Origin of the sequence: Halobacillus seohaensis (assembly GCF_042663045.1) — a bacterium.
Classification (GTDB): domain Bacteria; phylum Bacillota; class Bacilli; order Bacillales; family Halobacillaceae; genus Halobacillus_A; species Halobacillus_A seohaensis.
Map to the genome: position 1 here is coordinate 141,356 of NZ_JBHSZV010000013.1, position 24,385 is coordinate 165,740.

Sequence of the window (24,385 nt, forward strand, 5' to 3'; positions counted from 1 at the left end):
GTTCAATCGTCAAATTTCAATTTATGACTAGGTACTAATAGTAATATATAATACCTTATACGTTTACGCAAGGAAAGAGTCATAACGAAAAAAACAAGTCTGTTAACAGAACAGACTTGCTCCTTCAATCTAATACTTTACCTAGAATATGTTCATCCTGCTCAATGATCTGTTTAATTTTAGCATATCTCTCATCATTATAAAGTGAATCATTTGAAATGATCTCAGCAGCATCTTGCCTAGCTGTTTCTAAAGCTCGGTAGTCGTGAACCATATCACCAACCTTAAACTCCGGCATACCGCTCTGCTTTCGACCAAAGAAGTCTCCGGGTCCTCTAAGTTTTAAGTCTTGTTCAGAGAGTTCAAATCCATCGGTTGTCTCTGTCATAATCCGCATTCGTTCTTTTCCTACATCTCCTTTAGGTTCCGCCAACAAAATGCAATAACTTTGATCAGCCCCTCTACCCACACGGCCCCTTAACTGATGGAGCTGGGAAAGCCCAAAACGATCTGCGTCATGAATTACCATGACCGTTGCATTCGGCACGTTGACCCCGACCTCTACCACTGTCGTGGAAACTAATATTTGTACTTCATTTGAAGCGAACTGTTGCATTACTTCTTCTTTCTCATCATTGGATAACCTTCCATGCATAAGACCTACTTTCACATTAGGTTCATACACTTCAGCAAGTTGATTATACAAATCAACTGCATTTTGAATATCTAATTCATCGGATTCCTCAATAAGCGGACAGATGACGTAAGCCTGATGGCCTTGGTTCACTTCTTTTTGGATAAAAGCCAAGACCCGTTCAGTTATTTGTCCTTTCACCCAGTAGGTATCGACAGGTTTTCGTCCAGCAGGCATTTCATCAATAACCGACACATCCATATCTCCAAAAGCTGTTATCGCTAGAGTACGCGGAATCGGAGTGGCCGTCATAAATAGCATATCGGGATGTAACCCCTTATCTCGTAAGGTACGCCGCTGATTGACTCCGAATCGATGTTGTTCATCAACGATCACAAAACCTAAATCATTAAAATCTACTTCATCTTGAATGAGAGCATGCGTCCCTATGATAAGATCTACCTTGTGACCCTTAATCTGTTCGAGGATTTCTTTTCTTCTTTTTCCTTTTACCGACCCGGTTAATAATACGATCCGAATGCGTTCCCCAAATACTTCTTTTAATGAGGCTGCGTGTTGTTCAGCTAATATCTCTGTAGGAACCATTAATGCGGTCTGTTTACCTGTCGTGATCGATGCATATAAAGCAATAGCAGCGACTATTGTTTTTCCTGAACCCACATCCCCCTGCAATAAACGATTCATGCGATAGGGGTTTTTCATATCTTTTAAGATTTCTGCAAGTGAACGTTTTTGCGCTCCTGTTAGTGGAAATGGGAGAGTTTGTACAAATTGTGTTAATTCATTATTATCATAGTTTTGAGCATTGCCAGTAGTTGATTCTCTTTGCAACTTTCTCAATAGCTGCATCTTTACCTGAAAAATTAAAAACTCTTCATAAATAAAACGACGTTTGGCGTGTTTTAATAATACACGACTCTCAGGGTAATGCATTTGCCATAAAGCTCGCTTGCGTTCAGGTAATTTATAATTAAGTATGACGTTTTCCGGCAATATTTCGTCCACGTCTGATGCATACTCGTTTAACGCTTCTTTGATCACTTTTCTTAAAGTAATCAATGTAACGCTCTCCTTTAACGTATAAACAGGTTGAATCGGTTCCTGATTTTTTGCTAAACCTTTTTTATATTGACTCACCGTAACTTGAAGACGATTTTGATCCCATTTCCCAGTAACCGTTACTGTATCACCAGCAGACAATTGCTTTTTCGCAAAAGATCGATTAAACATGACTGCCTTAACGACGAATTGATCTACTTGTAAATTCATCGTCAAACGTGATTTCTTCTTTCCGTAAAATTGAACGGTAGGATCGGCTATTAGCTGGCCTTCAACTGTTGCTTTTTCATCGTGTTCAAGCTCGGTTAGTGGTTTGATCTCATAAGAGTCATACCGAAACGGAAAATAAAACAATAAATCTTGGATGTTAAACAGCCCAAGCTCATTTAAATGGGCTTGCAACTTTTCTCCGATACCTTTTACTTCACTTATGGATGAATCTAATATATTACTCATATTAATCCAAAGCATCCCCATAAACTTGTGCTTCAAGTTGCTTACCCGTTACAGTGGCAGCAAGTCCTCCTTGAGCCGTTTCTCTAAAGTCTGACGGCATACGCTGCCCCACCTTGTACATCGCATCAATAACTTCATCACAAGGGATTCGACTAGTTACACCAGCCAAAGCCATATCTGCAGCAACAACAGCATTTGATGCTCCCATCGCATTTCGTTTCACACAAGGAACTTCAACAAGACCAGCTACAGGATCACAAATTAACCCAAGCATATTCTTTAACGTAATAGCCATTGCCTCGGAAGATTGTTGAGGGGTTCCTCCTGCCATTTCTACAATTGCCGCAGCGGCCATACCAGCTGCCGAACCTACTTCTGCCTGACAGCCACCAGCAGCTCCAGAAATGGAGGCATTATTAGCTACTACAAAACCAAAAGCACCTGAAGTAAATAAATAGCGTACCATCTCTTCACGACTAGGGTTTAGTTGATTTTTTACAGCAAAAAGAGTTCCAGGTACACAACCGGCGCTTCCCGCAGTAGGCGTTGCGCATATCGTTCCCATAGCCGCATTTACTTCGTTCGTAGCAACCGCCTTGCTCACAGCGTCCATTAATAGGTTTCCTGAAAGCGGCTCATGATTTCGCATATAATTTTGAATTAAAACAGCATCTCCACCTGTTAAACCACTGTGAGATTGTACACCTTTCAGCCCATCTTCTATAGCTTTTTCCATCACATCAAGATTGCGTTCCATTTGGGAATAAACTTGTTCCCTTGATAATTGTTTAACTTCCATTTCTTGACGGATCATAACTTCTGAAATTTGAATACTTTCTGTTTCTGCACGACTTACCAATTCCGCAACATTTTTAAACACTCGATAACCCCTTTCTTAAAGACTAGTCCGAAATGCGAGCAACTTGTGTAATGTGGTCCGCCCGCTCTAGTTCATTTAAAACAGTATCTTCTATATTCTGATCCACTTCAATAACCATAAGGGCTTGTTCCCCCTCTGCTTTTCTTGATACTTCCATGCGTCCTATATTAATTTCATGGCTTGCTAGTATAGTTGTAGCCGAGGCAATAGCACCGTATCGGTCATCATGAATAAGTAGAATTGCTGGATGGCTCCCAGACAATCTTAGTTCAAATCCATTAAGCTTCGTAACTTCAGCTTTTCCCCCACCAATGGAAATACCAACAAGCTCCAGTTCAGCTTTCTTATCACCTATAACAATTCGGGCTGTATTGGGGTGATCCATTTGAGCTTGTTCTTCATAGAATTGGATGATCATCCCTAATTCTTTCGCAGTTTCAATCGATGATCGCATTCTCGTATCATCTGTATCATAGTCTAACAATCCCCCTATAATAGCCACGTCCGTACCATGGCCTTTATAAGTTTGTGCAAAAGATCCATACAAATGAATATGAGCATACTCAGGTTGCCTACCAAATAAATGTCTGGCCGCACGTCCGATCCGAGCAGCTCCAGCCGTATGTGAACTTGAAGGACCAATCATCACAGGTCCAATAATATCGAATACTGATCTATATTTCACAATGTATCACCATCCTTATAAACTCTAATTGCTACATCGTAAACGCTTTCCTCATCTTCTATTTACGTTATATATTTTATCATAATTCCAATAAATAACCTTAATATTTCCTAGAGTTATTGATTATAAAAGTTATAGCGAGTAAAATAAGCATTTGTGGGTTATTTAATAACCGGGTGGGAGAGGGATAATTTCATAGAGGAGAATACGATGCTCAATCAGCACAATTCTCAGTACAGCTTGCGCAAGGACCTAGTTGCTGGCCTAATCGGGTATTTCACGACAGTATATATAGTGGCCGTGAATAGTCAAATCCTTGAGGATGCAGGACTTCCACTCGAAAACGGAATGATTGCAACGATCCTTGCAAGTGCTGTTGGCTGTTTGGTCATGGCTCTTTACGCCAATGCACCTATGGTACTCATACCAGGGATGGGCGTTAATGCGTTATTTGCATACTCCATTGTTGAAGGAAAAGGAATGGAATTTCAGGAAGGTTTAGCTGTTGTAATCATTGCAGCACTAATTTTTTTGATTACGGCTTTCACTCGCCTCGGAGACTGGCTTAAGCATGCCATCCCGGAGTCATTGAAACATTCGATCACTGTTGGTCTTGGTATGTTCCTAACATTGATAGGCCTAGAAAAAGGTGGACTCGTTGTAAAAGGAGAACACTCCTTGATCACACTAGGAAACCCTTCATCTGCCCTTGTGATCACAAGTTTACTCACATTATTTGTAGCAGTTTTTCTTTTTGCAAAAAATGTACCAGGAAACTTTTTAGTGACGATGATTGTCGGTACCATTATTGCCCATTTTACTGGCCTTCTAGAAGGCCCTGGACGCGCGATATCACTAAGTGGTCAAGAGTGGGTTTTTCTTCCTTCATTTAGTAGTCTTTCAGAAGTTAGTTTCTGGATGGCCGTTTTTCCATTAGCTATCGTTCTCATTTTCGAAAATATGGGATTGATTCATGGTCAACTTGACATGTTAAATCAGGAGAAGAAATACAAAAAATCCTATCAAGCCACAGCTTTTACAGCTTTGGCAAGCGGATTTTTCGGCACATCTCCAACCGTATCTTCAGCAGAGAGCGCAGCTGTCATTGCTTCGGGTGGAAAAACTGGTAGAGCCAGTCTTTTAATGGCCGGACTATTTATTGGAACCATTTTTCTGATCCCATGGATTTCTATGGTTCCTTCAACAGCAATAAGTCCGATTCTGATTATCGTAGGTGCTTTAATGGTTCAAAACATTAAAGAAATACCTTTGAATAATTTATCTGAATCTATGCCTGCCTTTCTCATTATTGTAATGATTCCATTTACTTATTCAATTGCTGATGGGATGGCCTTTGGTTTCATCGCCTATCCAATTGTAAAGTTTGCATTAGGAAAACAAAGAGAACTAACGGCTCCAGTCGTACTAATTGCCATGGTCTTTCTCGTTGAACTTATCATCCGCACCCTCGGACACTAGAAAAGTGGAAGTGGCCCGAAAGGCACGAAACGCATAAGCAAAACTCCGAAGTGAAACGATCTTTCTTCACGTAGGCGGATTGCTTATGTCGCGAGTGACTGGCCACTGAAACTGGACACTAGAAATGCGGAAGTGGCCCGAAAGGCACGAAACGCATAAGCAAAACTCCGAAGTGAAGCGATCTTTCTTCACGTAGGCGGATTGCTTATGTCGCGAGTGGCTGGCCACTGAAACTGGACACTAGAAATGCGGAAAACATTCTATCAGACTTGCACCTAGAGTAATGATTAAAAAAATACTAGACACAAAAAGGAGCATTCCCATACTGAGGAATGCTCCTTTTTCATCCTTTATTCAACAGCAAAAATATAAGAGTAAATCGGCTGTCCACCCTTATGTACTTCTACTTCAAGATCTTCAAAATGCTCCTCAAGAAAGGCCTCAAGCTCATTTATTTCATCCTGATCAACTTCTTCACCACTGATAATCGTCACAATTTCATCCTCATCTTCATCAATCATTGCTCGTAACAGCGCTTTCGCTGTTTCCAATTGATCCTTTTGAGTAGAGGAAATGTCACCATCTAGAATACCCATAAAATGGTCTTTTTCAATCGTCATTCCGCCTATTTGTGTATCACGAACAGCATAAGTGACTTGACCACTTTTCACTTCACTCATTAGGCTTGTCATTTCTGACTTATTCGCATCTAAATCTAAATCGGGGCTAAAGCCCAAAAGAGCACTCATACCTTGAGGAATAGTTTTGGATGGAATCACTGCCACTTCTACCTCAGCTAGTTCAGCAGCTTGTTCAGCCGCCATTGTTATATTTTTATTATTAGGTAAAATGAGAACATGTTTTGCGTGGGCTTGTTCGATCGCTTGCGAGATATCCTTTGTACTAGGATTCATCGTTTGTCCACCTTGAATAACGACGTTGGCTCCAAGGCTTTCAAAAAGTTTCTTTATACCGTCGCCCATAGCAACCGTTACTATTCCATAGTCCGATTTTTCTTTAGGCTGACGATTCTCTTTGCTTCCAACAATAGAAGTGTGTTGCTCACGCATATTTTCAATTTTCATGTTGATAAGACTTCCATAACGCTGTCCCATAGTCATAGCTTCCCCAGGATACTCTGCATGGATATGGACTTTGATCAGTTCTTCATCGGAAACAACTAAGAGAGAATCACCATGTTCACTAAGTTCTTCACGGAACGCCTCTTCATCATAAGGCTGTTTATTTAGTTTCTCCTGTTCAAACTTAACCATAAATTCTGTGCAATACCCAAATTCAATTTCTTCTGTTTTCATAAAACTCTGAGCTGTTTTATGGTGTTCTGCGTTCACCATATCTTCCATCGATACTTGTGAAGAAGCTTCTGGTAACTCTTCTCCTTTTAGATTAGCCAAGAACCCTTCATAAATAGTTAATAATCCTTGCCCACCGCTATCAACAACTCCCACTTCTTTTAAGACAGGAAGCAAATCTGGTGTTCTCTTCAAAGACTCTTTGGACGCTTTCGTGACTCCTTGCATAAAAGCAATAACATCTTCTTCTTGTTCTGCCAACTGAGCAGCTGCTTCACTTGCTTCGCGAGCTACCGTTAGAATCGTACCCTCCACGGGTTTCATAACGGCTTTATATGCGGTATTCACCCCACCTTGTAGAGCATCTGCTAGGTCTTTTGTTGTTAATGTTTCTTTTTCTTCCACAGCTTTTGAAAAGCCACGAAATAACTGGGATAATATAACCCCGGAGTTGCCACGAGCTCCCATAAGCAATCCTTTGGCTAGAGCCTGGGAAACAATACCTGCATGATTTTCGCTTATTTTTTTAACTTCTTCAGCGCCTGAAGTCATTGACAAATTCATATTTGTACCGGTATCACCATCTGGAACAGGAAACACGTTCAAAGCGTCGATCATTTGGGAATTAATTTTCAAATGATGGGCACCTTGTAACACCATTTCAGCTAGCTTTGTACCGTTTACGTTTCTTAAGGTCACACTTTTTTCCTCCTTTGACTACACCAGGGCTCTAGTCGTTCGTTACCCGGACACCCTGAATGAAAATGTTTACAGAGTTTAAGGATAAACCTACGTTCTTGCTCAATGTGTATTTCACTTGAGATTGAACATTGTGAGCCACTTCTGAAATTTTAGTACCGTAACTTACTATAATGTACATATCAATGTGTAAATGTTCTTCTTCTTGTCTAACCACTACACCTTTTGAAAAATTCTCACGTCTTAGCATTTCTGCCAACCCATCACGAAGTTGATTCTTAGATGCCATCCCCACTATACCATAACACTCTACAGCAGCACCTCCAGCAATCGTAGAAATTACATCGTTGCTAATTGTTATATGACCATATCTATTATGAAGATCTACAGACATATGAATCCTCCTCTATACTCGTCATCTTCGTGGACTTATTATAACACAAAACCGCATAGGCAATAGCATTGTATGTAACTACCTATAAACCCATATTACACTTTGAAACAATTAGGTTTACCTGTCAAGAGAAATTTCTTGATATTTATTGCTCGGCGTATTATTGCATTTACTTTTACGATATGATACATTTATTAAGTGTTTTTAGATCTTTGTAATGTAACAGGAGGGATTCACATGTCACGTAAATGTGTCGTATCAGGTCGTAGCACAACTAGTGGTAATAACCGCTCTCATGCTATGAACGCTAATAAACGTCAATTTAAAGCAAACGTACAAAAAGTACGTATTCTCGTCGATGGCAAGCCTAAGAAAGTTTATGTTTCTGCTCGCGATCTTAAGTCCGGTAAAGTAGAACGCGTTTAATGAAGCAACAAAAAAGCACCCTTTAAAGGGTGCTTTTTTGTTATTCTTTTTTAAATGTTCCAATAAGGGCCCGTACCATACCTCCGAGAAAACGCGGGAGTTTGATCGTATAAAATTTCATGAGCCTCCTCCTCAACATATAAAGCTATAAGTGCTGGAATCCCTCTATTAAAATAAGTCTTTACTTCTTATTACTAACACTATGCCTTTGCTAAATGAAAAAGTACCATGATCTTTAATCAAATAATTTGAAATACACCTTGTCGATCCAAAAGATAAGTGGGCTTCCTTTAATGGATAATAAAATCCTTGTAAACTTAACTGATGAACATCTAAGGTAACAGGCAAGAAGGACACATAGGGATAATTATTGTCCTGTTGTATTGTATGTATGCCATCGCCAACTAATTCCACACGATTCTGTAGATCGATAATTGTAGCCCGAATTCCCGATTGCCAGATTGGATATAAAATTTGTATGTTAACGAGTGAATGATCGAGCCTCCCACCTGTAACACCAAACAGTAAAATTTCTTCGGCTTGAAAGCTTATAGCCTTTTTAATGGCTAACTCCAAGTCTGTCTCATTTTTCTCGTCAGGAAATGGATCAAAAATTTGTGCATGCTCTTTTATCACCTCTAAAGAAGACAAACTAACTGAATCAAAATCGCCAATTGCAATATCTAAAGGAATTTCATTTTCAATGATAACTTCTGATCCCTGGTCTGCCCCGATCCAAATCGTATTTTCATTTTCGAATTTTTTTAAATTAGGAATATATCTTTTAGGCCCTCCACCCACAATGGCATATCTCCTCTTCAATTTGCTCACTCCTTGAAAATTTATGGTTCTCTGACAAATGTGGTGATGGAGAATGATCTCCATCACCCTCATAGTTTGTTGCTTATGTCACCGCAACCTGAATACACTTCACTTTCCGCTGGTGACCCGTGAGGCCTCCTCGAGATAGTCAACCACGTGTTGAGATAACAAAGGATCATAAATCCTCTTCGGTAATTTGGTTCTCTCTTTACAGGAAAGGCAGGTCTACTTTCTTTTTTCTGTGTAGAGTCCTACAAATGTATGCCCAGGCTCCTGTTGAACATCCCATACCTTCATTTTCCTGTCTTTAATCCCCAACAACTCTTTGATAAAATGATCCGTGCACTCGTTCTCTCTCCTTTGCCTTTTTGTGTCGCAACTTTAGGGTCAAAAGAGAGAATAGAGTGCATTTTTTTATTCTCCTGAGCTACTGATAATCAAGCATAACCACCACTTTATAATAGTTTCAGGTAAGAAAAAAAGGACTCAAATACAGTTCGTAGATTTGAGTCCTCCTATTCAAATCGATTGTTTAATCTCGTCAATGGCTTGTTTCCGGTCTTCTTGATTGAATACCGCACTACCGGCTACTAATACATCCGCTCCTGCTTCTGTACACCACTTAGCCGTCTCTTTGTTGACCCCTCCATCAATCTCTATTTCATAAGAATAGTTATTTTCTTTACGCCAAGTATCGATTTGTTTTATTTTTGGAAGAACAGAAGATATGAAAGATTGTCCTCCAAATCCGGGATTAACAGTCATTAGTAAAACCAAATCCACCTCTTCTAGTATGGGTTTTATGGATTCAGCAGGAGTCGCTGGATTAATAACAACTCCCGCTTTCACATCATAACTCTTAATCAATTGAATGGTACGATGAAGGTGGGGACTAGTCTCTTGATGCACAGTAATGATATCCGCTCCTGCTTTCACAAACTCTTCAACGTATTGATCAGGATTCTCTATCATTAAGTGTACATCTAAAGGCAAGTTTGTTTTAGGGCGAATGCTTTCTACAATTAAAGGACCAATTGTAATATTAGGGACAAAATGGCCATCCATAACATCGACATGAATGTAATCTGCCCCTCCTGCTTCTACCTCTTTTATTTCTTTTTCTAAATTTGAAAAATCAGAAGCTAATATGGATGGTGCAATTTTTATCATATACTAATACCTCGGCTTTCGATTCTGGATTTCTTGAACAAAATGCATATAATGTTCATACCTTAGTTTAGATATGGTTTCATTGTCTACACCTTGCTTGACCGCACATTTAGGTTCCTTAAAGTGCAAGCAACCTCTAAATTTGCATTGGTCTTGAACTTGTACAAATTCCGGGAAACATTCACTCAATTCTTCTAACTGCAAATCACCAAATTCAAGGGAACTAAAACCTGGAGTATCAGCAACTAACCCTCCAGCCATTTCATACAACTCTACATGTCTTGTTGTATGCTTCCCTCTTCCTAAACTTTTTGAAATTTCATCGGTATCAATGTTTAATCTTGGGTCAATTGAATTAAGTAATGATGACTTTCCAACACCTGACTGCCCAGCAATTACTGTTGTGCGATTCGCCAATTGAGATTTAATCTGGTCCAGAGTGTTTTTCTCATAAACAGAAGCTAAAATCACTTCATACCCAATTTCTTCATATATTTTACGGTAATCCTCCATTTTCACAGCCACGGACTTGTCAATATGATCCATTTTCGATATTACAATGACAGGCTCCAGCCTTTTGGCTTCAATAAGAACTAGAAATCTGTCGAGTAACAAAGGATTGAAATCTGGATTCGTTGCTGATGTAACAATAAGTGCCTGATCCACATTCGCAATCGGTGGCCGAACAAACTCATTCTTACGATCTTGAATGGATAAAATGTATCCTTCTTTCATCGTTTCAGCTTGAAATTCCACTAGGTCCCCGACTAAAGGAGTTATTTTTTTCTTTCTAAACAACCCTCGGCCACGACACTGATACACAGCCCCTTCGTGAAACACATAATAAAATCCGCTCAATGCTTTTATGATTTTGCCTGTAGCCATTCATTCACCTACTTAGTATGGAACATTTTCTTCTTCTATTACTTCGTCGTCACGCAACACTTTATACGTTGCTTCTTCTTCAGGGGAAATTGTTAAGTCTATCTCAATCGTTGTATTCTCCGTGATGGTTTCTTCCATATAAACTTCTGAAATGCTGTTATTTTGGTCCTCTACATAAACAAGAATCTGTTGTTCTTCTTTATCAGACTCTTCATCAAATGGAACCTCTACTTGAATGGTTTTCTCATGAGGAGGTTCTTCTTGTGGCTCCTCTGGAAGTTCTTCTTCTTGTGTTTCTTCTTGCGGTTCTTCTTTAGGCCCTTCGGAAACAACTAAATTTACAGTCGAACCTTCTCTAACTTCAGTGAAAGATTCAGGATCTTGTCTAATCACTAAACCCTCAGCAACTTGATCAGAGTACTCCGTTGTCACGGAGGGGTTCAAATTGTTTTCGCTCAGATAGTCTCGAGCTGCTTCTTCAGACGAACCTTCTAAAGACCTTAGCGTAACTTTAGGCGGTCCTTGGCTGACGCGGAAAAAAACCTTAGTCTCATCGATAATTACTTCCTCTCCAGGCTGAGGCTGGATATGCTCCTCAATTTCTCCTTCTGGTTTATTCGAAGGTTCCTCAATTTTTAAAGGAGTAGCATATCCCTTTCTTTCAAGTTCTTCTTTAACTCGATTGTAATCTTGTCCTACGTAATCTTCAAATTTCACTCTTTCTTTTCCTTTAGAAGAGTATACGGTTACTTCTGATTCTTCTTTTATAACCATACCGGCTTCAGGATTTGTACGAATAACTAATCCATCTTCAACAGTATTTGAAAAGATAGGTTCTCGATTGACTTCTAAGTTTAAATCCGTCAACTCACTATAAGCTTCCTCAAATTCCATACCCTCAACATCAACCATTTCAACATCAGCAGGCTGTAGTATGCTAGGAACGATAAACAAGGCTGCAATTCCCGCCGCAGTTACTACGAGAAAAATGATAACAAGCCAGAGGAACCACCTTTTTTTCTTCTTGGGTTTATCCTTTGTCTTCTTATTTTTTTTTCCTTTTTGAACTGCTTCACTTTTTTTAGTAGTTTCTTTATCTTTACCATTATATTGATTGGTTGTATCATGGACAATCGTTTCTCCCTCGTTTTGATCTCCGAAATCTTCATCGGTAATCACAGGGATCGCTTTCGTTTTTTCTTCTTCCTCGTCCGCAGGAATAGTAAAAAGTGGTTCATCTAACCGATAAGGTTCAAGTGATGTATCTAAATCTTGTTCCATTTCCAAAACTGACTCATAGCGGTGAAAAGGGTCCTTTGTTGTAGATTTTAATACAATATTTTCAACACTTTGTGGCAGATCAGGAATCCACCGTTTTAAAGAAGGTGTATCATGCTGTAAATGCTTTAGTGCAATGGAGACGGGAGACTGACCTGAAAAAGGAAGCCGCCCTGTCAGCAATTCAAAAAAAACAATTCCAAGCGAGTAAATATCGGATTTTTTTGTTGCCATACCACCTCGTGCTTGCTCTGGTGATAGGTAATGAACCGAACCTAACACAGAATTCGTTTGTGTAAGAGATGTAGCACTCAACGCTGTAGCTATTCCAAAATCTGTTACCTTGACATGGCCGTAGTTGTCAACCAATATATTTTGTGGTTTTATGTCTCTATGAACAATTCCATTGTCGTGGGCATGAGAAATAGCTGAAGTTACTTGTCGCATAATATCGATAGCCTCTGATGGATCAATCGGGCTCTTTTGTTGAATATACTGCTTGAGGGTCATCCCATCTACATATTCCATTGCCATGAAATAAATATCATCTTCTTCACCAACATCATAGATTGTAACAATATTGTGATGAGCTAAACTTGTTGCGGATTGTGCCTCTCGATGAAATCTGGCGATAAACTCTTCATCATTGCCAGACTCCAAGCGTAACACTTTAATGGCTACTTCACGATCAAGAATGATGTCATGAGCAAGATATACGTTAGCCATACCCCCTCCACCGATCATTTCCATTACTTTATAACGATCATTGAGGAGCCGGTTACTCAACATTAGTCGACACCTTCTTTCGTGTCGGGGTCACTATGATGAACAATAGCCACCGTAATGTTATCCTCTCCTCCACGATCATTAGCTAGATCGACTAATGACTGATTATAATCCACCCAGTCACCACTATAATCCAATATCTTCTCAAGTTCATATTCTTCTATTTTATTAGTTAAACCATCAGAACAAAGCATTAACCGATTATCATGTTCAAAATCCAGGGTTACAATATCTGGTGATATATGTTCATCTGTCCCCAATGCCTTTAATAAGATATTTTTTCTAGGATGATGTTCTGCTTGTTCTTCTGATATTTGTCCGGAGCGAACAAGTTCATTTACGAGAGAATGGTCTTCTGTTACTCGTTTAAACCCATAACTATTCGCTAAATACACTCGACTGTCTCCAATATGACCAACTGATGCAAACTGATTAGAACAGATAGTGACTACAACTGTAGTTCCCATTCCTCTGCACTCTTCGTGTTCCCTTGAATGTTGCAGTATCACTTGATTCACTTCAGTAATTGCCTCTTCAAGCCATTTTTCTGCGATTTCTGGGGTTTCTATCATCGAAGTTTCATCCCATTTATTATGTAAGGTAGATACAGCTAGTTGACTAGCTACATCACCAGCCTGGTGTCCCCCCATTCCATCAGCAACGACAGCCAGGATTTGACCTTCTTCATTTTTATAAACACCGCCAGCATCCTCATTATGATTTCTAACTTTTCCTTGGTTTGATAAAAAGCTTCCAATCATGGTATTCACCTCGTCTCTTCATTACGTTTCCTAGCGCGTAGTTGGTCGAAATCAGCATCTACATGGTGATCTTCTTCTCGACAAAGCCAGACTTTTTCCTCAAAAACTTAAATATTTTTCTTTAGGGCGAGCAAAGGTATCACTCAAGTACCATTTTACAGGAACAAATTTGAGATTGCATTTTAAATGCCGAATTCTATCAGCGGCCCCTTTGGAATATGCTTGCGTTAACTTAAAGTTGCACACAAACAGAGTAACCATAATTGGGTTCTACTAGTACTATTTAATGAAATCATTATCATTTGTTTTAACGAGCCTTGTTTATATGATTATTATCAGTGTGAGTCAATGCTTGTTTTTAAGCTCTTTTTTTCTTCACAATTCTCGTAAGAAAGAAACCATCTGTATCCCACTGGTGTGGGAATATTTGCAGTCCTAGCTCACTTACCCCATATGAGTTTTGCAAGTGTTCGGGGAGTTCCTTGTGGAAGTTCTCATCCACCTCAAACTCTGGATGGGTTTCTAAAAAGTGTTGGATTGCAAGTTCATTTTCATGTTTATCGACTGTACACGTGCTATAGAGTAATTTACCATTCTCTTTTAAAAGGGGCGCAATACTAGATAATAAATCATCTTGAATCTTTCTTAATGAAAAGATATCTTCTTCCCGCTTATTATATTTAATATCTGGCTTGCCTCGTAACACTCCAAGCCCGGAACAGGGAGCATCTAGTAATATACGATCAAAGGATTCCAAATCGTGAAATGCACTTAATTCTCTAGAGTCAGCTTGATCGGCCTGGATCGAATGAAGCTGTAACAAAATAGCTTTTTCATTAACAAGGTTTGCTTTTTTCTTATGGAGATCATAGGCAAATACCGAACCAGTATCTTCGAGTTTTTCTGCAATATGTGTTGTTTTTCCGCCAGGTGCACTACACGCATCAAGCACTGCCATACCAGGTGTTAAACTCATCATTTCTGCAACGAGCATAGAGCTTTGATCCTGTATAGATATTTGACCATTTATAAAAAGAGGGTCGCTTAAAATATTCCCCTCTACAATAAGTAAGCCTTGTGGCGAAAACTGGCTCTTTTCCGTTTGTATTCCTCTTTCAGCCAATTGCTCGATAGCCTCTTCTCTAGATAATCGTAAAGTTTGTACTCGAACAGACATAGGCAAATGTTTTAAATTTTGATAACACATTCCTTCAGTAATTTCTAATCCATATTGATCAACCCAGCGCTTGACTAACCAATCGGGATGACTAGTTTCTATCGATAGTTTTTCGATTGGATTGTCGATCTCACCTATATCTCGAACACCATTCCGTTGGGTGTTTCTTAAGACACCATTGACTAGACTAGAAATTCCTTTATGACCTCTCTTTTTGGAAATTTCGACAGCCTCGTGTATGACTGCATGATCAGGGACACGTTCCAAATAAAGCATTTGATAGATGGACATATATAATAACCATTTAACCCACGGCTTTAATTTCTTATGCTTAGCAATATAGGGTTGGATTTGAAAATCAATTCTCAATTTATTTTGCAGCGTACCATATACAATTTCTGTTAAAAGGGCTCCATCTTTATGGGAAAGCTCATGTTTATTCATTTCTTGATCTAAGAGAACATGGCTATAACCGCCCTGTTCACCTACACGAGTCAAAAGTTCCAATGCTGCTTCTCTAAGTTGATATTTAGCCATCATGCTCCCCCAGTCGATCTCCAAGTTTCATCGATTGGCCAGCTCCATTCAAAAATGCTTGACCATTCATTCTCTTTTTGCCCGAAGGCTGAAGATCGGTAATTTTTAATGCTTGTCCATCACCAGTAACAACTAGGAAGCCATCTTCTTCAAAAGTCACTACAGTCCCCGGCTTTTGTTCAAAAACTTCATCCACTTTCACACTCCACCAAATTTTTAGTGGCTTGCCTTTCCAGTATGTAAAAGCAACAGGCCATGGGTGCATTCCGCGAATGTGATCGTAAATGGATTGTTGATCTTTCTTCCACTCGATCCGTTCTTGTTCACGCTTAATATTTGCAGCAAATGTTGCTTCCTTTTCCTCTTGCTTTTGCGGGGTGATCGCAGATGATAGTAACTGCGGTAGTGTCTCAAGCAATAATTGAGATCCTGCTTCTGCTAGCTTGTCATGCATTGTCCCAACGTGATCATTTTCCTCAATTGGAACTTTCACTTGGGTCAAAATGTCACCAGCGTCCAACTTTTCCACCATATACATAATCGTAACCCCAGTTTCTTTTTTCCCTTCAATAATCGAATAATGAATAGGCGCTCCTCCACGCAGCTCTGGTAAAAGTGAGGCATGAACGTTAATACATCCATAATCAGGATATGATAGTAGTGGCTCCGGCAGAATCTGTCCGAACGCGGCCGTTACGATCAAATCAGGTTGATAGTCTAGAACTTGATCATATTCAGACTTGATCTTTTCGGGTTGAAACACGGGAATATTCAATCTTTGAGCCGCCTGTTTTACTGGAGACGGTGTTAACGTTTTTTTACGACCTTTCGGGCGATCAGGTTGTGTGACAGCTAAAACAATCTCATAGTTGTTTTGAACCATCTGTTCAAGAACAGGAACAGCAAAATCTGGTGTTCCCATAAAAACGATTCTTGTCATGTTGAATAGGCTCCTTCCTTACATTAACTGATACGGTTGAAAATCAACTGTAATTTGCAAACCGTTTTCTTCTTTCATTTCATCTTCATAGTAGTGAAGAATCCGTTGAATTAATTTCCGTTGCTCAGGCTCGTCTTTATATTTTACCATGCATTGATAGCGATATCTATTGTTGATCCGCGTCAGTGCAGAAGGTGTCGGACCTAAAATATCTGCTTCTTCTGATAGTTTCTTTCTCATAAAGTAGACAATCTTTTGGGTGACCTCCTGTACTTTTAGCTGGTTCGGGTGGGAGATCGTAAATAATGTTAAGAAAAAATAAGGTGGATAATTGAATGCCTTTCTCAAGTTCATTTCTTCCTTGAAAAACTGTTCAAAGTTATATTCGCTCGCTAGTTGAATGCTGTAATGATCAGGTGTATAGGTTTGAATGATAACTTCTCCTGCTAATTTTTGTCTTCCAGCTCGTCCACTAACTTGTGTAATAAGTTGAAAAGTTTTTTCAGAAGCTCTGAAATCTGGAAGGTTAAGTAATGCATCTGCAGCGAGAACCCCTACTAGCGTAACATTTCCAAAGTCTAATCCTTTAGCTATCATTTGAGTTCCAAGTAATACATCAGCTTTTTTATTACCAAAATCATTTAACAGCCGTTCATGGGCCCCTTTTCTACTTGTAGTATCAACATCCATACGGATAATACGTGCTTCAGGTATCAGTTCCTGCAAAGCTTCTTCCACTTTTTGTGTGCCTGTTCCAAAATAACGAATGGTCTTACTTTCACATTCTGGGCATTCGTTAGGCATAGGCTCTTCATATGAGCAGTAATGACATTTTAATCGTTCCTGAATGCGATGATATGTTAGAGCAATATCGCAGTGTGGGCACTCCTTGACATGACCGCAATCCCGACACATGACAAATGTGGCGTATCCCCGCCGATTCAGAAATAAAACGGACTGTTCTCCCTTATTAATTCTGTCCTTTAGTTTATCCAACAATACACGTGAGAACATGGAGCGATTTCCCTGATGCAGCTCGTCTCTCATATCGATTAATTCAGTACTAGGCATCGTCGCATTGTTCATTCTTTTTTTTAAGGTTAACATCTGATAGTTGCCCTTAGCTGCCCGAGCATACGTCTCTAATGCTGGTGTTGCACTGCCGAGAACCACAGGACATTCGTGAATTTTCGCCCGCTCAATAGCTACGTCTCGCGCGTGATATCTCGTCCGATCTTCTTGTTTATAGCTAGATTCATGTTCTTCATCTATAATAATAATGCCGATATTTGTAAAGGGTGCAAATATTGCCGAACGGGCACCTACTACCACTTGCACTTCTTTACGCTGGATTTTACGCCACTCATCATACTTCTCACCTGCAGAAAGACCACTGTGCAATACCGCTACCTTTGATCCAAATCGGCCTTTGAAACGTTCTACCATTTGAGGAGTTAAAGCAATCTCAGGCACAAGCATAATCGCTTCTTGATCTTTATCTAAAACACGTTGAATCGATTGTAAGTAAATTTCTGTCTTGCCACTCCCAGTTACTCCATGTAATAAAAACACTTCATGCTTTTCCTCTTCTAGCCTATGTAAAATAGGAACAATCGCTACTTGTTGCTCTTCCGTTAACGGAAAAGGTAAAGTTCGCTCAAAATCTCTATGGGCATAGGGATCTCGCATAGTCTCTAGTTTATATTCCCTGATGTTCCCCTGTTTAATAAGTGGTTTTAACGAAGAAGCGGAGGTGTTTAAGATCGAAAGTAACTGTTTTTTAGGAAGGGGGTCTTGTTTTTCAATAAAATATTCTAAAATCGTACGTTGCTTCGTTGCTTGTTTAGGAAGATCAATTAAAGCTTCTTCCAATTCGATAGGCTCTAACAAAGGTGTAATCATCGTAGTCGTTTTTTTCGTTTCTCGACTTTTCACCTCGTAATGAACATCAACCCAACCCTCATCTATATACTTTCGTAACTGTTGATAGCTAAGCTCGGAGTTTACAAACTCTTGGTAATTTACTATATCCCGGCCTGCAAAAATATTTGTTAGTTCCTCTGGTAAAACTTCATCCGTTAATCGCCAAAGTTCTTTACGATATTTCGCTTTTAAAACTTGGGGCAGCATCACTTGTAAGCATGATACATAAAAACTCAACGTTTGTTTAGATAGCCATTTGCCAATTTGTAAAAGTTCAGGAGTAAGCGTAGGAGTAATGTCTAGAACATCCTCAATATTTTTTAGTTTATCGAATTCACTATGATCGGTTAGTGAGATCACATAACCTAAAATTTTTCGTGGACCAAAAGGAACAATGACACGCATTCCAGGCTGTACGATATTCACAAACTTTTCAGGTATTCCATAGTCAAATAATCGATTGGTATTTTGTGAAGGAACATCAACAATGACACGGGCTATATTCACAACGACTCACCAGTAACCTCATCAGCCACCTCTATTAATACCTTTCTTGCTAGATCATCTTTAGACATTAAAGGCAGAACAAGTCGTTTCCCTTCTTTTGTTAAGTAAATAGAAGCATTGGTATCATGAGCAAAACCAGTAGCTTCTTCAGAAACATTGTTCATAACAATTGCATCTAAATTTTTATTACGTAGTTTCTGTTCTCCATAATACTCAAGATCATTTGTCTCTGCAGCAAAGCCAACTAGATACTGCGTTGTTTTTGTATCACCAAGTTCCTGCAAAATATCACGGGTACGTTCCATTTCGACGGAATAGGCATCTGGTGACTTCTTCATTTTTTGCCCGAACGTTTGTTTAGGACGATAATCCGCAACTGCTGCTGATTTGATGACTATATCATTTTCTGCAAAACACGAGGTAACAGCCCTGTACATGTCTTCTGCCGATTTAACATCAATTCTTGCTACCCCAGAAGGTGTATCTAAGGAAACAGGTCCGGAAATTAAAGTAACCTCTGCTCCTAAATTTGTGGCTTGTCTGGCTAAAGCAAATCCCATTTTCCCTGTAGAAGGATTTGTAAAATAGCGGACAGGGTCGATTTTTTCTTGAGTAGGTCCGGCTGTAATTAACACTTTTTTTCCTTTTAATAACTTGGATTGCTCCATTTGGTTTTCTAATAACGTCACAATGGTTTCAGGGTCTTCAAGTCTTCCCTTACCTACATAACCACACGCTAAATATCCCTCTCCAGGCTCAATAAATCGGAATCCCCACTGATCGAGCTGCTTCAGATTGCTCAATACAGCTGGATGGCTGTACATATGTACGTTCATTGCTGGAGCAATATAGACAGGGGCCTCTGTTGCAAGTAATGTCGTCGATAGCATGTCATCAGCTATACCGTTCGCTAATTTTCCAATTGTATTAGCGGTGGCTGGTGCGATGAGAAACATATCCGCCCAATCCGCCACGTCAATATGCTGAATTTGAGATGAATCCTGTTCTTTAAAGGTATCTGTATATACGGGTTGACGGGATAATGCTTGAAAAGTAGTAGGAGCCACAAACTTTTGGGCATTCGCTGTCATTATCACTTTTACACTCGCACCAGCTTGTACTAATTTACTCGTCAATGCCGCTGCTTTATAAGCAGCGATGCCGCCAGATACTCCCAGAACAATTTTTTTATTGGTAAGCATAGGACCATTTCCTTTCCTCAACAATTAATAAGGAAAAGCCGCGCCATATAACTAAGATAGCGCGGCTTTGATGAGTATATATAAATTATCTTTATGTTGTTTCTGTCCTTGACTGAATCACGTCAGAGTGGGAGAACGTTAATTTCCCTGCTTGAATTTCCTCTAAAGCCACCCCAACTTGCTGGCTCGATGTTGGATTATCGACCATAGGAGCGCTACCTTGTTTTAGTTCACGAGCACGTCGTGCAGATAGAGTGACAAGGGTGTACTTAGATTTGATTTTTTCTTGTAGTGAATCAATGGATGGTTCTAACATCATGATTGATCAGCCTCCAATGCTTTTTTATATTGATGAGATACTCGTTCACGCTTACAATGTTCACTTGAAACAATAGCCATTACCTTTTGTACGGCTGAATCGACTTGATCATTGACAACCACATAATCATAGGCATCCATCATATCGATTTCTTCCTTCGCAGCGAGCAACCGATTTCTTACTTTCTCTTCTGTCTCGGTCCCTCTACTAACAATACGATCCTTTAGTTCCTGAAGAGAAGGTGGGATAAGAAACACGAAAACGCCCTGTGGAAAATTCTCGCGCACTTTCAACGCACCTTGTACTTCAATTTCAAGGAAAACATCTTTCCCTTGTTCTAGAGTTTGCTCTACATACTCTCTAGGAGTTCCGTAATAGTTGCCAACATATTCAGCGTGTTCAATTAACTGCCCATCACTAATTAATTGTTCAAACTCATCTCTTGATTTAAAAAAGTAATCAACTCCATCGACTTCACCTTCTCTCGGATGACGAGTTGTCATAGATATTGAATATTTTAAATCTGTTGACTCATTAAATAATGCTTTTCTAACCGTTCCTTTTCCCACTCCAGAGGGTCCGGATAAAATAAATAAAATTCCTTTTTCCTTTATCACTAATGGATCCTCCTAATTATCGTCTGATATCTCATCACTACTTAGTACACGCTGACCTACTGTCTCAGGCTGTACAGCAGATAAAACCACATGATCACTATCTGTAATAATAACGGCACGTGTTCTTCGGCCGTATGTAGCATCTACTAATTTATTATTGTCTCTTCCTACCGTAATAATACGTTTAATCGGTGCAGACTCTGGAGAGACGATAGATATGATTCGGTTGGCAGATACAACATTACCAAATCCGATATTAATTAACTTTAAACTCAACAACACTTCCCCCTTCTAAACACTAATCTATTACTATTATATTAAAAAACTAGAGTAAATCTCAAATTTTTATTCGATATTTTGTATTTGTTCCTTCATTTTTTCTATTTCACTCTTCATTTTAACTACATCATTTGATAATAATTGATCATTTGACTTTGAGCCAATCGTATTTATTTCACGGTGAAATTCCTGAACAATGAAATCTAATGTACGTCCTATGGGTCCATCTTTTTTCAACGTCATTTGAAATTGATCAATGTGAGACTGGAGTCGAGTAATCTCCTCTGTTATGTCTCCCTTTTCAGCTAATAAAGCAACTTCTTGTAACACTCTATGATCTTCTACTTGAATTTGGTCATCTATATAAGACTGTATTCTCGTTAAGATTTTATGTCGATATTCAGCTACTACATGCTCTCGTCTCGATTCCATTCCTTCTATAATATTTTTTAAAGAAACTAATCGATATCGCAAATCATCTGCTAATCTTTCGCCTTCTTTTTCTCGCATAAAAACAAGTGATGATAAAGCGTCTTCGATCGCTAATAATATGGAAGATTCTAATTGGCTCTCCTGTTCATTTTTTTCAGAAACAGAAAAAACATTTTCTAACTTAGTTACCATATCAATAGTGATATCTCCCGTCAACTTATGTTTATCTTTGAGTGACTGCAATTTTTCTATATATTGACTTACTAAATCATAATCTACATGAAGCTGTTGATTATGAATGTCTCCGCTTTCCACATGAATAAATAAATCTACATGACCCCGTTTGATATGTTGAGAAACCTTGCCTTTTATTGTATCCTCCATAAATAAAAAGGATCGAGGGATTTTCGGGGAAAAATCCAGAAAACGATGATTTAAACTACGGATTTCCACTGTCCATTTTAATTGGTCAACTTCCACTGATTGCCTTCCATATCCGGTCATACTCTTTATCATTAAAGATCACGTCCAGTTTTCTTTTTTTTTCCACAATTACAGTTTACCAAATAAGTTCACAATGAAGCGAATCATTGCTATACTGACAGGACTAGAGAGGTGAAGACTATGTCATTTGACGGCGTTGTAACTCGTGCGATTACTCATGAGCTCCATGAGCATATCCAAACCGGGCGAATCGTTAAAATATATCAACCAACAGAAACAGAATTAGTATTTACAATAAGAAAAAACCGAAAAAACCATTCATTATTATTATCATCCCACCCCAGCTACGCTCGTTTTCACTTAACGAATGACAATTATCATAATCCCAAAGAACCTCCTATGCTTTGTATGTTACTTCGTAAGCATCTAGTAGGAGGCTTTATTGAAAATATCGAGCAGGTTGAAATGGAGCGAATTGTTAAATTTCAAGTGCGATCTCGTAACGAAATTGGGGATGAAACATTAAAAACATTAATTATTGAAGTAATGGGTAAACATTCCAACATTTTGTTAGTCGATCAAGAAGGCGGTCACATCCTTGATAGCATTAAGCATTTGCCCCCTTCACAAAACCGGCACCGTACGGTCATGCCTGGCCAACCATATAAATCACCACCTGAACAAGGCAAGACGAGCCCTGTTCATTTAGATGGTGAATCGCTCATGAGAAAAATAGACTTTAATTCAGGAAAACTTGATCAACAAATATTAAATCATGTGATGGGTTTTTCACCTATGATTACAAAAGAGATTAAACACAGAGCAGGACTAGGTGGGCCTAAAGAATATAAACAAGTATACGAATCGTTAAGAGAAGATATCATTAAACACAATTATACACCAACCCTTTTCTTAGGGAATAGTGAACAGTTTTATGTTCTTCCTCTTACGCATAAGGATGATTCTACCAGACAATTTGAAACGGTTAGTGACATGTTGGATCGTTTTTATTCTGGTAAGGCAGAACGTGACCGCGTCAAACAGCAGGCAGGCGATTTGCATCGTTTCTTAAAAAACGAACGGGATAAAAATAAAAGAAAAATTAAAAAGCACCAATCGACCTTAAAAAAATCAGAAGCAGCTGAAGATTATCAAAAAATGGGCGAGTTACTCACAGCTCATATGCACCTCGTCAAGCTAGGAGATAAATCAGTAACCGTAGTGGACTACTATGATCCAGATCAATCCGAAATGACGATCGAACTTAATCCAAATAAGCCACCTAGTGTAAACGCTCAAAACTACTTTCAAACATACCAAAAGTTAAAAAAATCAAAACAAGTAGTAATCGTAGAAATTGATAAAGCAGAAGAAGAGATTGGATATCTTGAACGATTGATTCAACAAGTTGAATCAGCTCGCGAAGAAGATATTGAAGACATTCGCGAAGAATTACGAGAACAAGGTTATATGAAGAAGAAATCTTCAAGTAAAAAGAAGAAAAATAATAAACCAAAAAAACCTTCGCCAGAACCTTATAACGCAAGTGATGGAACACAGATTTATGTGGGGAGAAATAACAAACAAAATGAATATTTGACTAACAGGCTAGCCAATAAAACAGATATATGGCTCCATGCAAAAGACATCCCCGGCTCTCATGTGGTAATCAAGCATGAAAGCCCGACAGAAGAAACGCTATTTGAAGCCGCTCGACTTGCTGCTTATTTTAGCAAATTCAGCCAGTCCTCTTCTGTACCCGTTGATTACACTTTAATTAAAAATGTAAAAAAACCATCAGGAGCTAAACCTGGGTATGTCACTTATGATCATCAACAAACACTGTTCGTCACCCCTACGATTGATGAAGTAACAAAATTGAAAATAAAATAAATGAGTAAAATTATCCACTATCTTAATGATAGTGGATATTTTATCTGCTTAAAAAGTAAACAAATAACCCAATAGCTGCAATATAAGAAAAGATGGCTTGAGCCCAATACCTTCGAAGTTCATTTCGTAGAAGCCAAAAATTCCATATAACAAATAAAAGCAAACAAACTAATAAACTTAATAAGGGCTCTAAAGACCACATAGGTTCCATAAAAGTAAAAGCCATCCACGTATATAAATAAACCATACACGTAAGTAATCCCAGCAACGCGTTTGTCACAATGAAGACCGAATGCTTTCTTGAATTCATCTTATCACCATAGCTTTCCGACGATACTACTATCGTACTAGCCACCTCTAACTAGTG

Annotated in this window: 22 protein-coding genes; 3 read left to right on the forward strand and 19 right to left on the reverse strand. The window is 38.9% G+C overall.

Features of this window, described 5'->3' with window-relative positions; translation table 11 throughout:
• Nucleotides 1-124: 124 nt before the first annotated feature.
• The 3 genes from recG to sdaAB are packed head-to-tail and all read right to left on the reverse strand — an operon-like array spanning nucleotide 125 to nucleotide 3,735.
• On the reverse strand, nucleotides 125-2,170 hold the full coding sequence (gene recG, locus ACFQIC_RS05195; protein WP_204707856.1) for an ATP-dependent DNA helicase RecG: 2,046 nt from the start codon (nucleotides 2,168-2,170) through the stop codon (nucleotides 125-127).
• A gap of 1 nt (nucleotide 2,171) precedes the next feature.
• Nucleotides 2,172-3,050, reverse strand: a complete 879-nt coding sequence (gene sdaAA, locus ACFQIC_RS05200) for an L-serine ammonia-lyase, iron-sulfur-dependent, subunit alpha (protein WP_204707857.1) — start codon at nucleotides 3,048-3,050, stop codon at nucleotides 2,172-2,174.
• 22 nt (nucleotides 3,051-3,072) lie between these two features.
• Nucleotides 3,073-3,735 carry an L-serine ammonia-lyase, iron-sulfur-dependent subunit beta gene (gene sdaAB / locus ACFQIC_RS05205; RefSeq protein WP_204707858.1) on the reverse strand — a complete coding sequence of 221 codons (663 nt, stop codon included), beginning with the start codon at nucleotides 3,733-3,735 and terminating at the stop codon, nucleotides 3,073-3,075.
• A 210-nt stretch (nucleotides 3,736-3,945) separates the two neighbouring features.
• On the opposite strand from sdaAB, the gene ACFQIC_RS05210 reads away from it, so the two are divergent.
• A complete protein-coding gene (locus ACFQIC_RS05210; protein WP_204707859.1) occupies nucleotides 3,946-5,214 on the forward strand; it encodes an NCS2 family permease in 1,269 nt (422 codons plus the stop codon).
• A 350-nt stretch (nucleotides 5,215-5,564) separates the two neighbouring features.
• On the opposite strand, the gene ACFQIC_RS05215 is transcribed toward ACFQIC_RS05210, so the two are convergent.
• A complete protein-coding gene (locus tag ACFQIC_RS05215; RefSeq protein ID WP_204707860.1) occupies nucleotides 5,565-7,226 on the reverse strand; it encodes a DAK2 domain-containing protein in 1,662 nt (553 codons plus the stop codon).
• 31 nt (nucleotides 7,227-7,257) lie between these two features.
• Complete coding sequence (locus tag ACFQIC_RS05220; protein WP_204707861.1) at nucleotides 7,258-7,620, reverse strand: Asp23/Gls24 family envelope stress response protein; 363 nt, start codon at nucleotides 7,618-7,620, stop codon at nucleotides 7,258-7,260.
• A 237-nt stretch (nucleotides 7,621-7,857) separates the two neighbouring features.
• On the opposite strand from ACFQIC_RS05220, the gene rpmB reads away from it, so the two are divergent.
• Nucleotides 7,858-8,046, forward strand: a complete 189-nt coding sequence (gene rpmB, locus ACFQIC_RS05225) for a 50S ribosomal protein L28 (protein WP_204707862.1) — start codon at nucleotides 7,858-7,860, stop codon at nucleotides 8,044-8,046.
• Between the two features lie 40 nt (nucleotides 8,047-8,086).
• Here the strand turns inward: rpmB and spoVM are convergent, their stop codons facing one another.
• The 14 genes from spoVM to ACFQIC_RS05295 form a co-directional block, all read right to left on the reverse strand.
• A complete protein-coding gene (gene spoVM, locus ACFQIC_RS05230; protein ID WP_204708023.1) occupies nucleotides 8,087-8,167 on the reverse strand; it encodes a stage V sporulation protein SpoVM in 81 nt (26 codons plus the stop codon).
• A 47-nt stretch (nucleotides 8,168-8,214) separates the two neighbouring features.
• Entirely contained in the window at nucleotides 8,215-8,868 is a 654-nt protein-coding gene (locus ACFQIC_RS05235) for a thiamine diphosphokinase (protein ID WP_390216974.1), read from the reverse strand.
• A 519-nt stretch (nucleotides 8,869-9,387) separates the two neighbouring features.
• Complete coding sequence (gene rpe / locus ACFQIC_RS05240) at nucleotides 9,388-10,038, reverse strand: ribulose-phosphate 3-epimerase (protein WP_204707864.1); 651 nt, start codon at nucleotides 10,036-10,038, stop codon at nucleotides 9,388-9,390.
• Between the two features lie 3 nt (nucleotides 10,039-10,041).
• Complete coding sequence (gene rsgA, locus ACFQIC_RS05245) at nucleotides 10,042-10,923, reverse strand: ribosome small subunit-dependent GTPase A (protein ID WP_204707865.1); 882 nt, start codon at nucleotides 10,921-10,923, stop codon at nucleotides 10,042-10,044.
• A 12-nt stretch (nucleotides 10,924-10,935) separates the two neighbouring features.
• Complete coding sequence (gene pknB, locus ACFQIC_RS05250; RefSeq protein WP_204707866.1) at nucleotides 10,936-12,990, reverse strand: Stk1 family PASTA domain-containing Ser/Thr kinase; 2,055 nt, start codon at nucleotides 12,988-12,990, stop codon at nucleotides 10,936-10,938.
• Complete coding sequence (locus ACFQIC_RS05255) at nucleotides 12,990-13,748, reverse strand: Stp1/IreP family PP2C-type Ser/Thr phosphatase (RefSeq protein WP_204707867.1); 759 nt, start codon at nucleotides 13,746-13,748, stop codon at nucleotides 12,990-12,992. The genes pknB and ACFQIC_RS05255 overlap by 1 nt, the downstream gene beginning before the upstream one ends.
• Nucleotides 13,749-14,106: 358 nt before the next feature.
• Complete coding sequence (gene rsmB / locus ACFQIC_RS05260) at nucleotides 14,107-15,462, reverse strand: 16S rRNA (cytosine(967)-C(5))-methyltransferase RsmB (RefSeq protein WP_204707868.1); 1,356 nt, start codon at nucleotides 15,460-15,462, stop codon at nucleotides 14,107-14,109.
• Nucleotides 15,455-16,402: a methionyl-tRNA formyltransferase gene (fmt, locus tag ACFQIC_RS05265; RefSeq protein ID WP_204707869.1), complete on the reverse strand. Its 948-nt coding sequence runs from the start codon at nucleotides 16,400-16,402 to the stop codon at nucleotides 15,455-15,457. The genes rsmB and fmt overlap by 8 nt, the downstream gene beginning before the upstream one ends.
• Nucleotides 16,403-16,420: 18 nt before the next feature.
• Entirely contained in the window at nucleotides 16,421-18,832 is a 2,412-nt protein-coding gene (gene priA, locus ACFQIC_RS05270) for a primosomal protein N' (protein ID WP_204707870.1), read from the reverse strand.
• A complete protein-coding gene (gene coaBC, locus ACFQIC_RS05275; RefSeq protein ID WP_204707871.1) occupies nucleotides 18,829-20,034 on the reverse strand; it encodes a bifunctional phosphopantothenoylcysteine decarboxylase/phosphopantothenate--cysteine ligase CoaBC in 1,206 nt (401 codons plus the stop codon). Before coaBC ends, priA begins: the two co-directional genes overlap by 4 nt.
• A gap of 91 nt (nucleotides 20,035-20,125) precedes the next feature.
• The gene (gene rpoZ / locus ACFQIC_RS05280; RefSeq protein WP_204707872.1) at nucleotides 20,126-20,353 is read right to left on the reverse strand and encodes a DNA-directed RNA polymerase subunit omega; all 228 of its coding nucleotides are present in this window, start codon (nucleotides 20,351-20,353) and stop codon (nucleotides 20,126-20,128) included.
• Entirely contained in the window at nucleotides 20,350-20,970 is a 621-nt protein-coding gene (gene gmk, locus ACFQIC_RS05285) for a guanylate kinase (RefSeq protein ID WP_204707873.1), read from the reverse strand. Before gmk ends, rpoZ begins: the two co-directional genes overlap by 4 nt.
• A 12-nt stretch (nucleotides 20,971-20,982) precedes the next feature.
• Entirely contained in the window at nucleotides 20,983-21,246 is a 264-nt protein-coding gene (gene remA, locus ACFQIC_RS05290) for an extracellular matrix/biofilm regulator RemA (RefSeq protein ID WP_204707874.1), read from the reverse strand.
• 69 nt (nucleotides 21,247-21,315) lie between these two features.
• Nucleotides 21,316-22,197 carry a YicC/YloC family endoribonuclease gene (locus ACFQIC_RS05295; RefSeq protein ID WP_204707875.1) on the reverse strand — a complete coding sequence of 294 codons (882 nt, stop codon included), beginning with the start codon at nucleotides 22,195-22,197 and terminating at the stop codon, nucleotides 21,316-21,318.
• Nucleotides 22,198-22,305: 108 nt separating this feature from the next.
• Here ACFQIC_RS05295 and ACFQIC_RS05300 point away from each other — a divergent pair, with 108 nt between their 5' ends.
• Nucleotides 22,306-24,018, forward strand: coding sequence for an Rqc2 family fibronectin-binding protein (locus ACFQIC_RS05300; protein WP_204707876.1), 1,713 nt, complete (start codon nucleotides 22,306-22,308; stop codon nucleotides 24,016-24,018).
• The last annotated feature ends 367 nt before the right edge of the window (nucleotides 24,019-24,385 follow it).

Coding starts and splice junctions, on each gene's coding strand:
- recG (WP_204707856.1), bottom strand. CDS start 2,170: ATGAGTAATATATTAGATTCATCCATAAGTGAAGTAAAAGGTATCGGA.
- ACFQIC_RS05210 (WP_204707859.1), top strand. CDS start 3,946: ATGCTCAATCAGCACAATTCTCAGTACAGCTTGCGCAAGGACCTAGTT.
- ACFQIC_RS05220 (WP_204707861.1), bottom strand. CDS start 7,620: ATGTCTGTAGATCTTCATAATAGATATGGTCATATAACAATTAGCAAC.
- rpmB (WP_204707862.1), top strand. CDS start 7,858: ATGTCACGTAAATGTGTCGTATCAGGTCGTAGCACAACTAGTGGTAAT.
- spoVM (WP_204708023.1), bottom strand. CDS start 8,167: ATGAAATTTTATACGATCAAACTCCCGCGTTTTCTCGGAGGTATGGTA.
- rpe (WP_204707864.1), bottom strand. CDS start 10,038: ATGATAAAAATTGCACCATCCATATTAGCTTCTGATTTTTCAAATTTA.
- rsgA (WP_204707865.1), bottom strand. CDS start 10,923: ATGGCTACAGGCAAAATCATAAAAGCATTGAGCGGATTTTATTATGTG.
- pknB (WP_204707866.1), bottom strand. CDS start 12,990: ATGTTGAGTAACCGGCTCCTCAATGATCGTTATAAAGTAATGGAAATG.
- ACFQIC_RS05255 (WP_204707867.1), bottom strand. CDS start 13,748: ATGATTGGAAGCTTTTTATCAAACCAAGGAAAAGTTAGAAATCATAAT.
- rsmB (WP_204707868.1), bottom strand. CDS start 15,462: ATGGCTAAATATCAACTTAGAGAAGCAGCATTGGAACTTTTGACTCGT.
- fmt (WP_204707869.1), bottom strand. CDS start 16,402: ATGACAAGAATCGTTTTTATGGGAACACCAGATTTTGCTGTTCCTGTT.
- coaBC (WP_204707871.1), bottom strand. CDS start 20,034: ATGCTTACCAATAAAAAAATTGTTCTGGGAGTATCTGGCGGCATCGCT.
- rpoZ (WP_204707872.1), bottom strand. CDS start 20,353: ATGATGTTAGAACCATCCATTGATTCACTACAAGAAAAAATCAAATCT.
- ACFQIC_RS05295 (WP_204707875.1), bottom strand. CDS start 22,197: ATGATAAAGAGTATGACCGGATATGGAAGGCAATCAGTGGAAGTTGAC.
- ACFQIC_RS05300 (WP_204707876.1), top strand. CDS start 22,306: ATGTCATTTGACGGCGTTGTAACTCGTGCGATTACTCATGAGCTCCAT.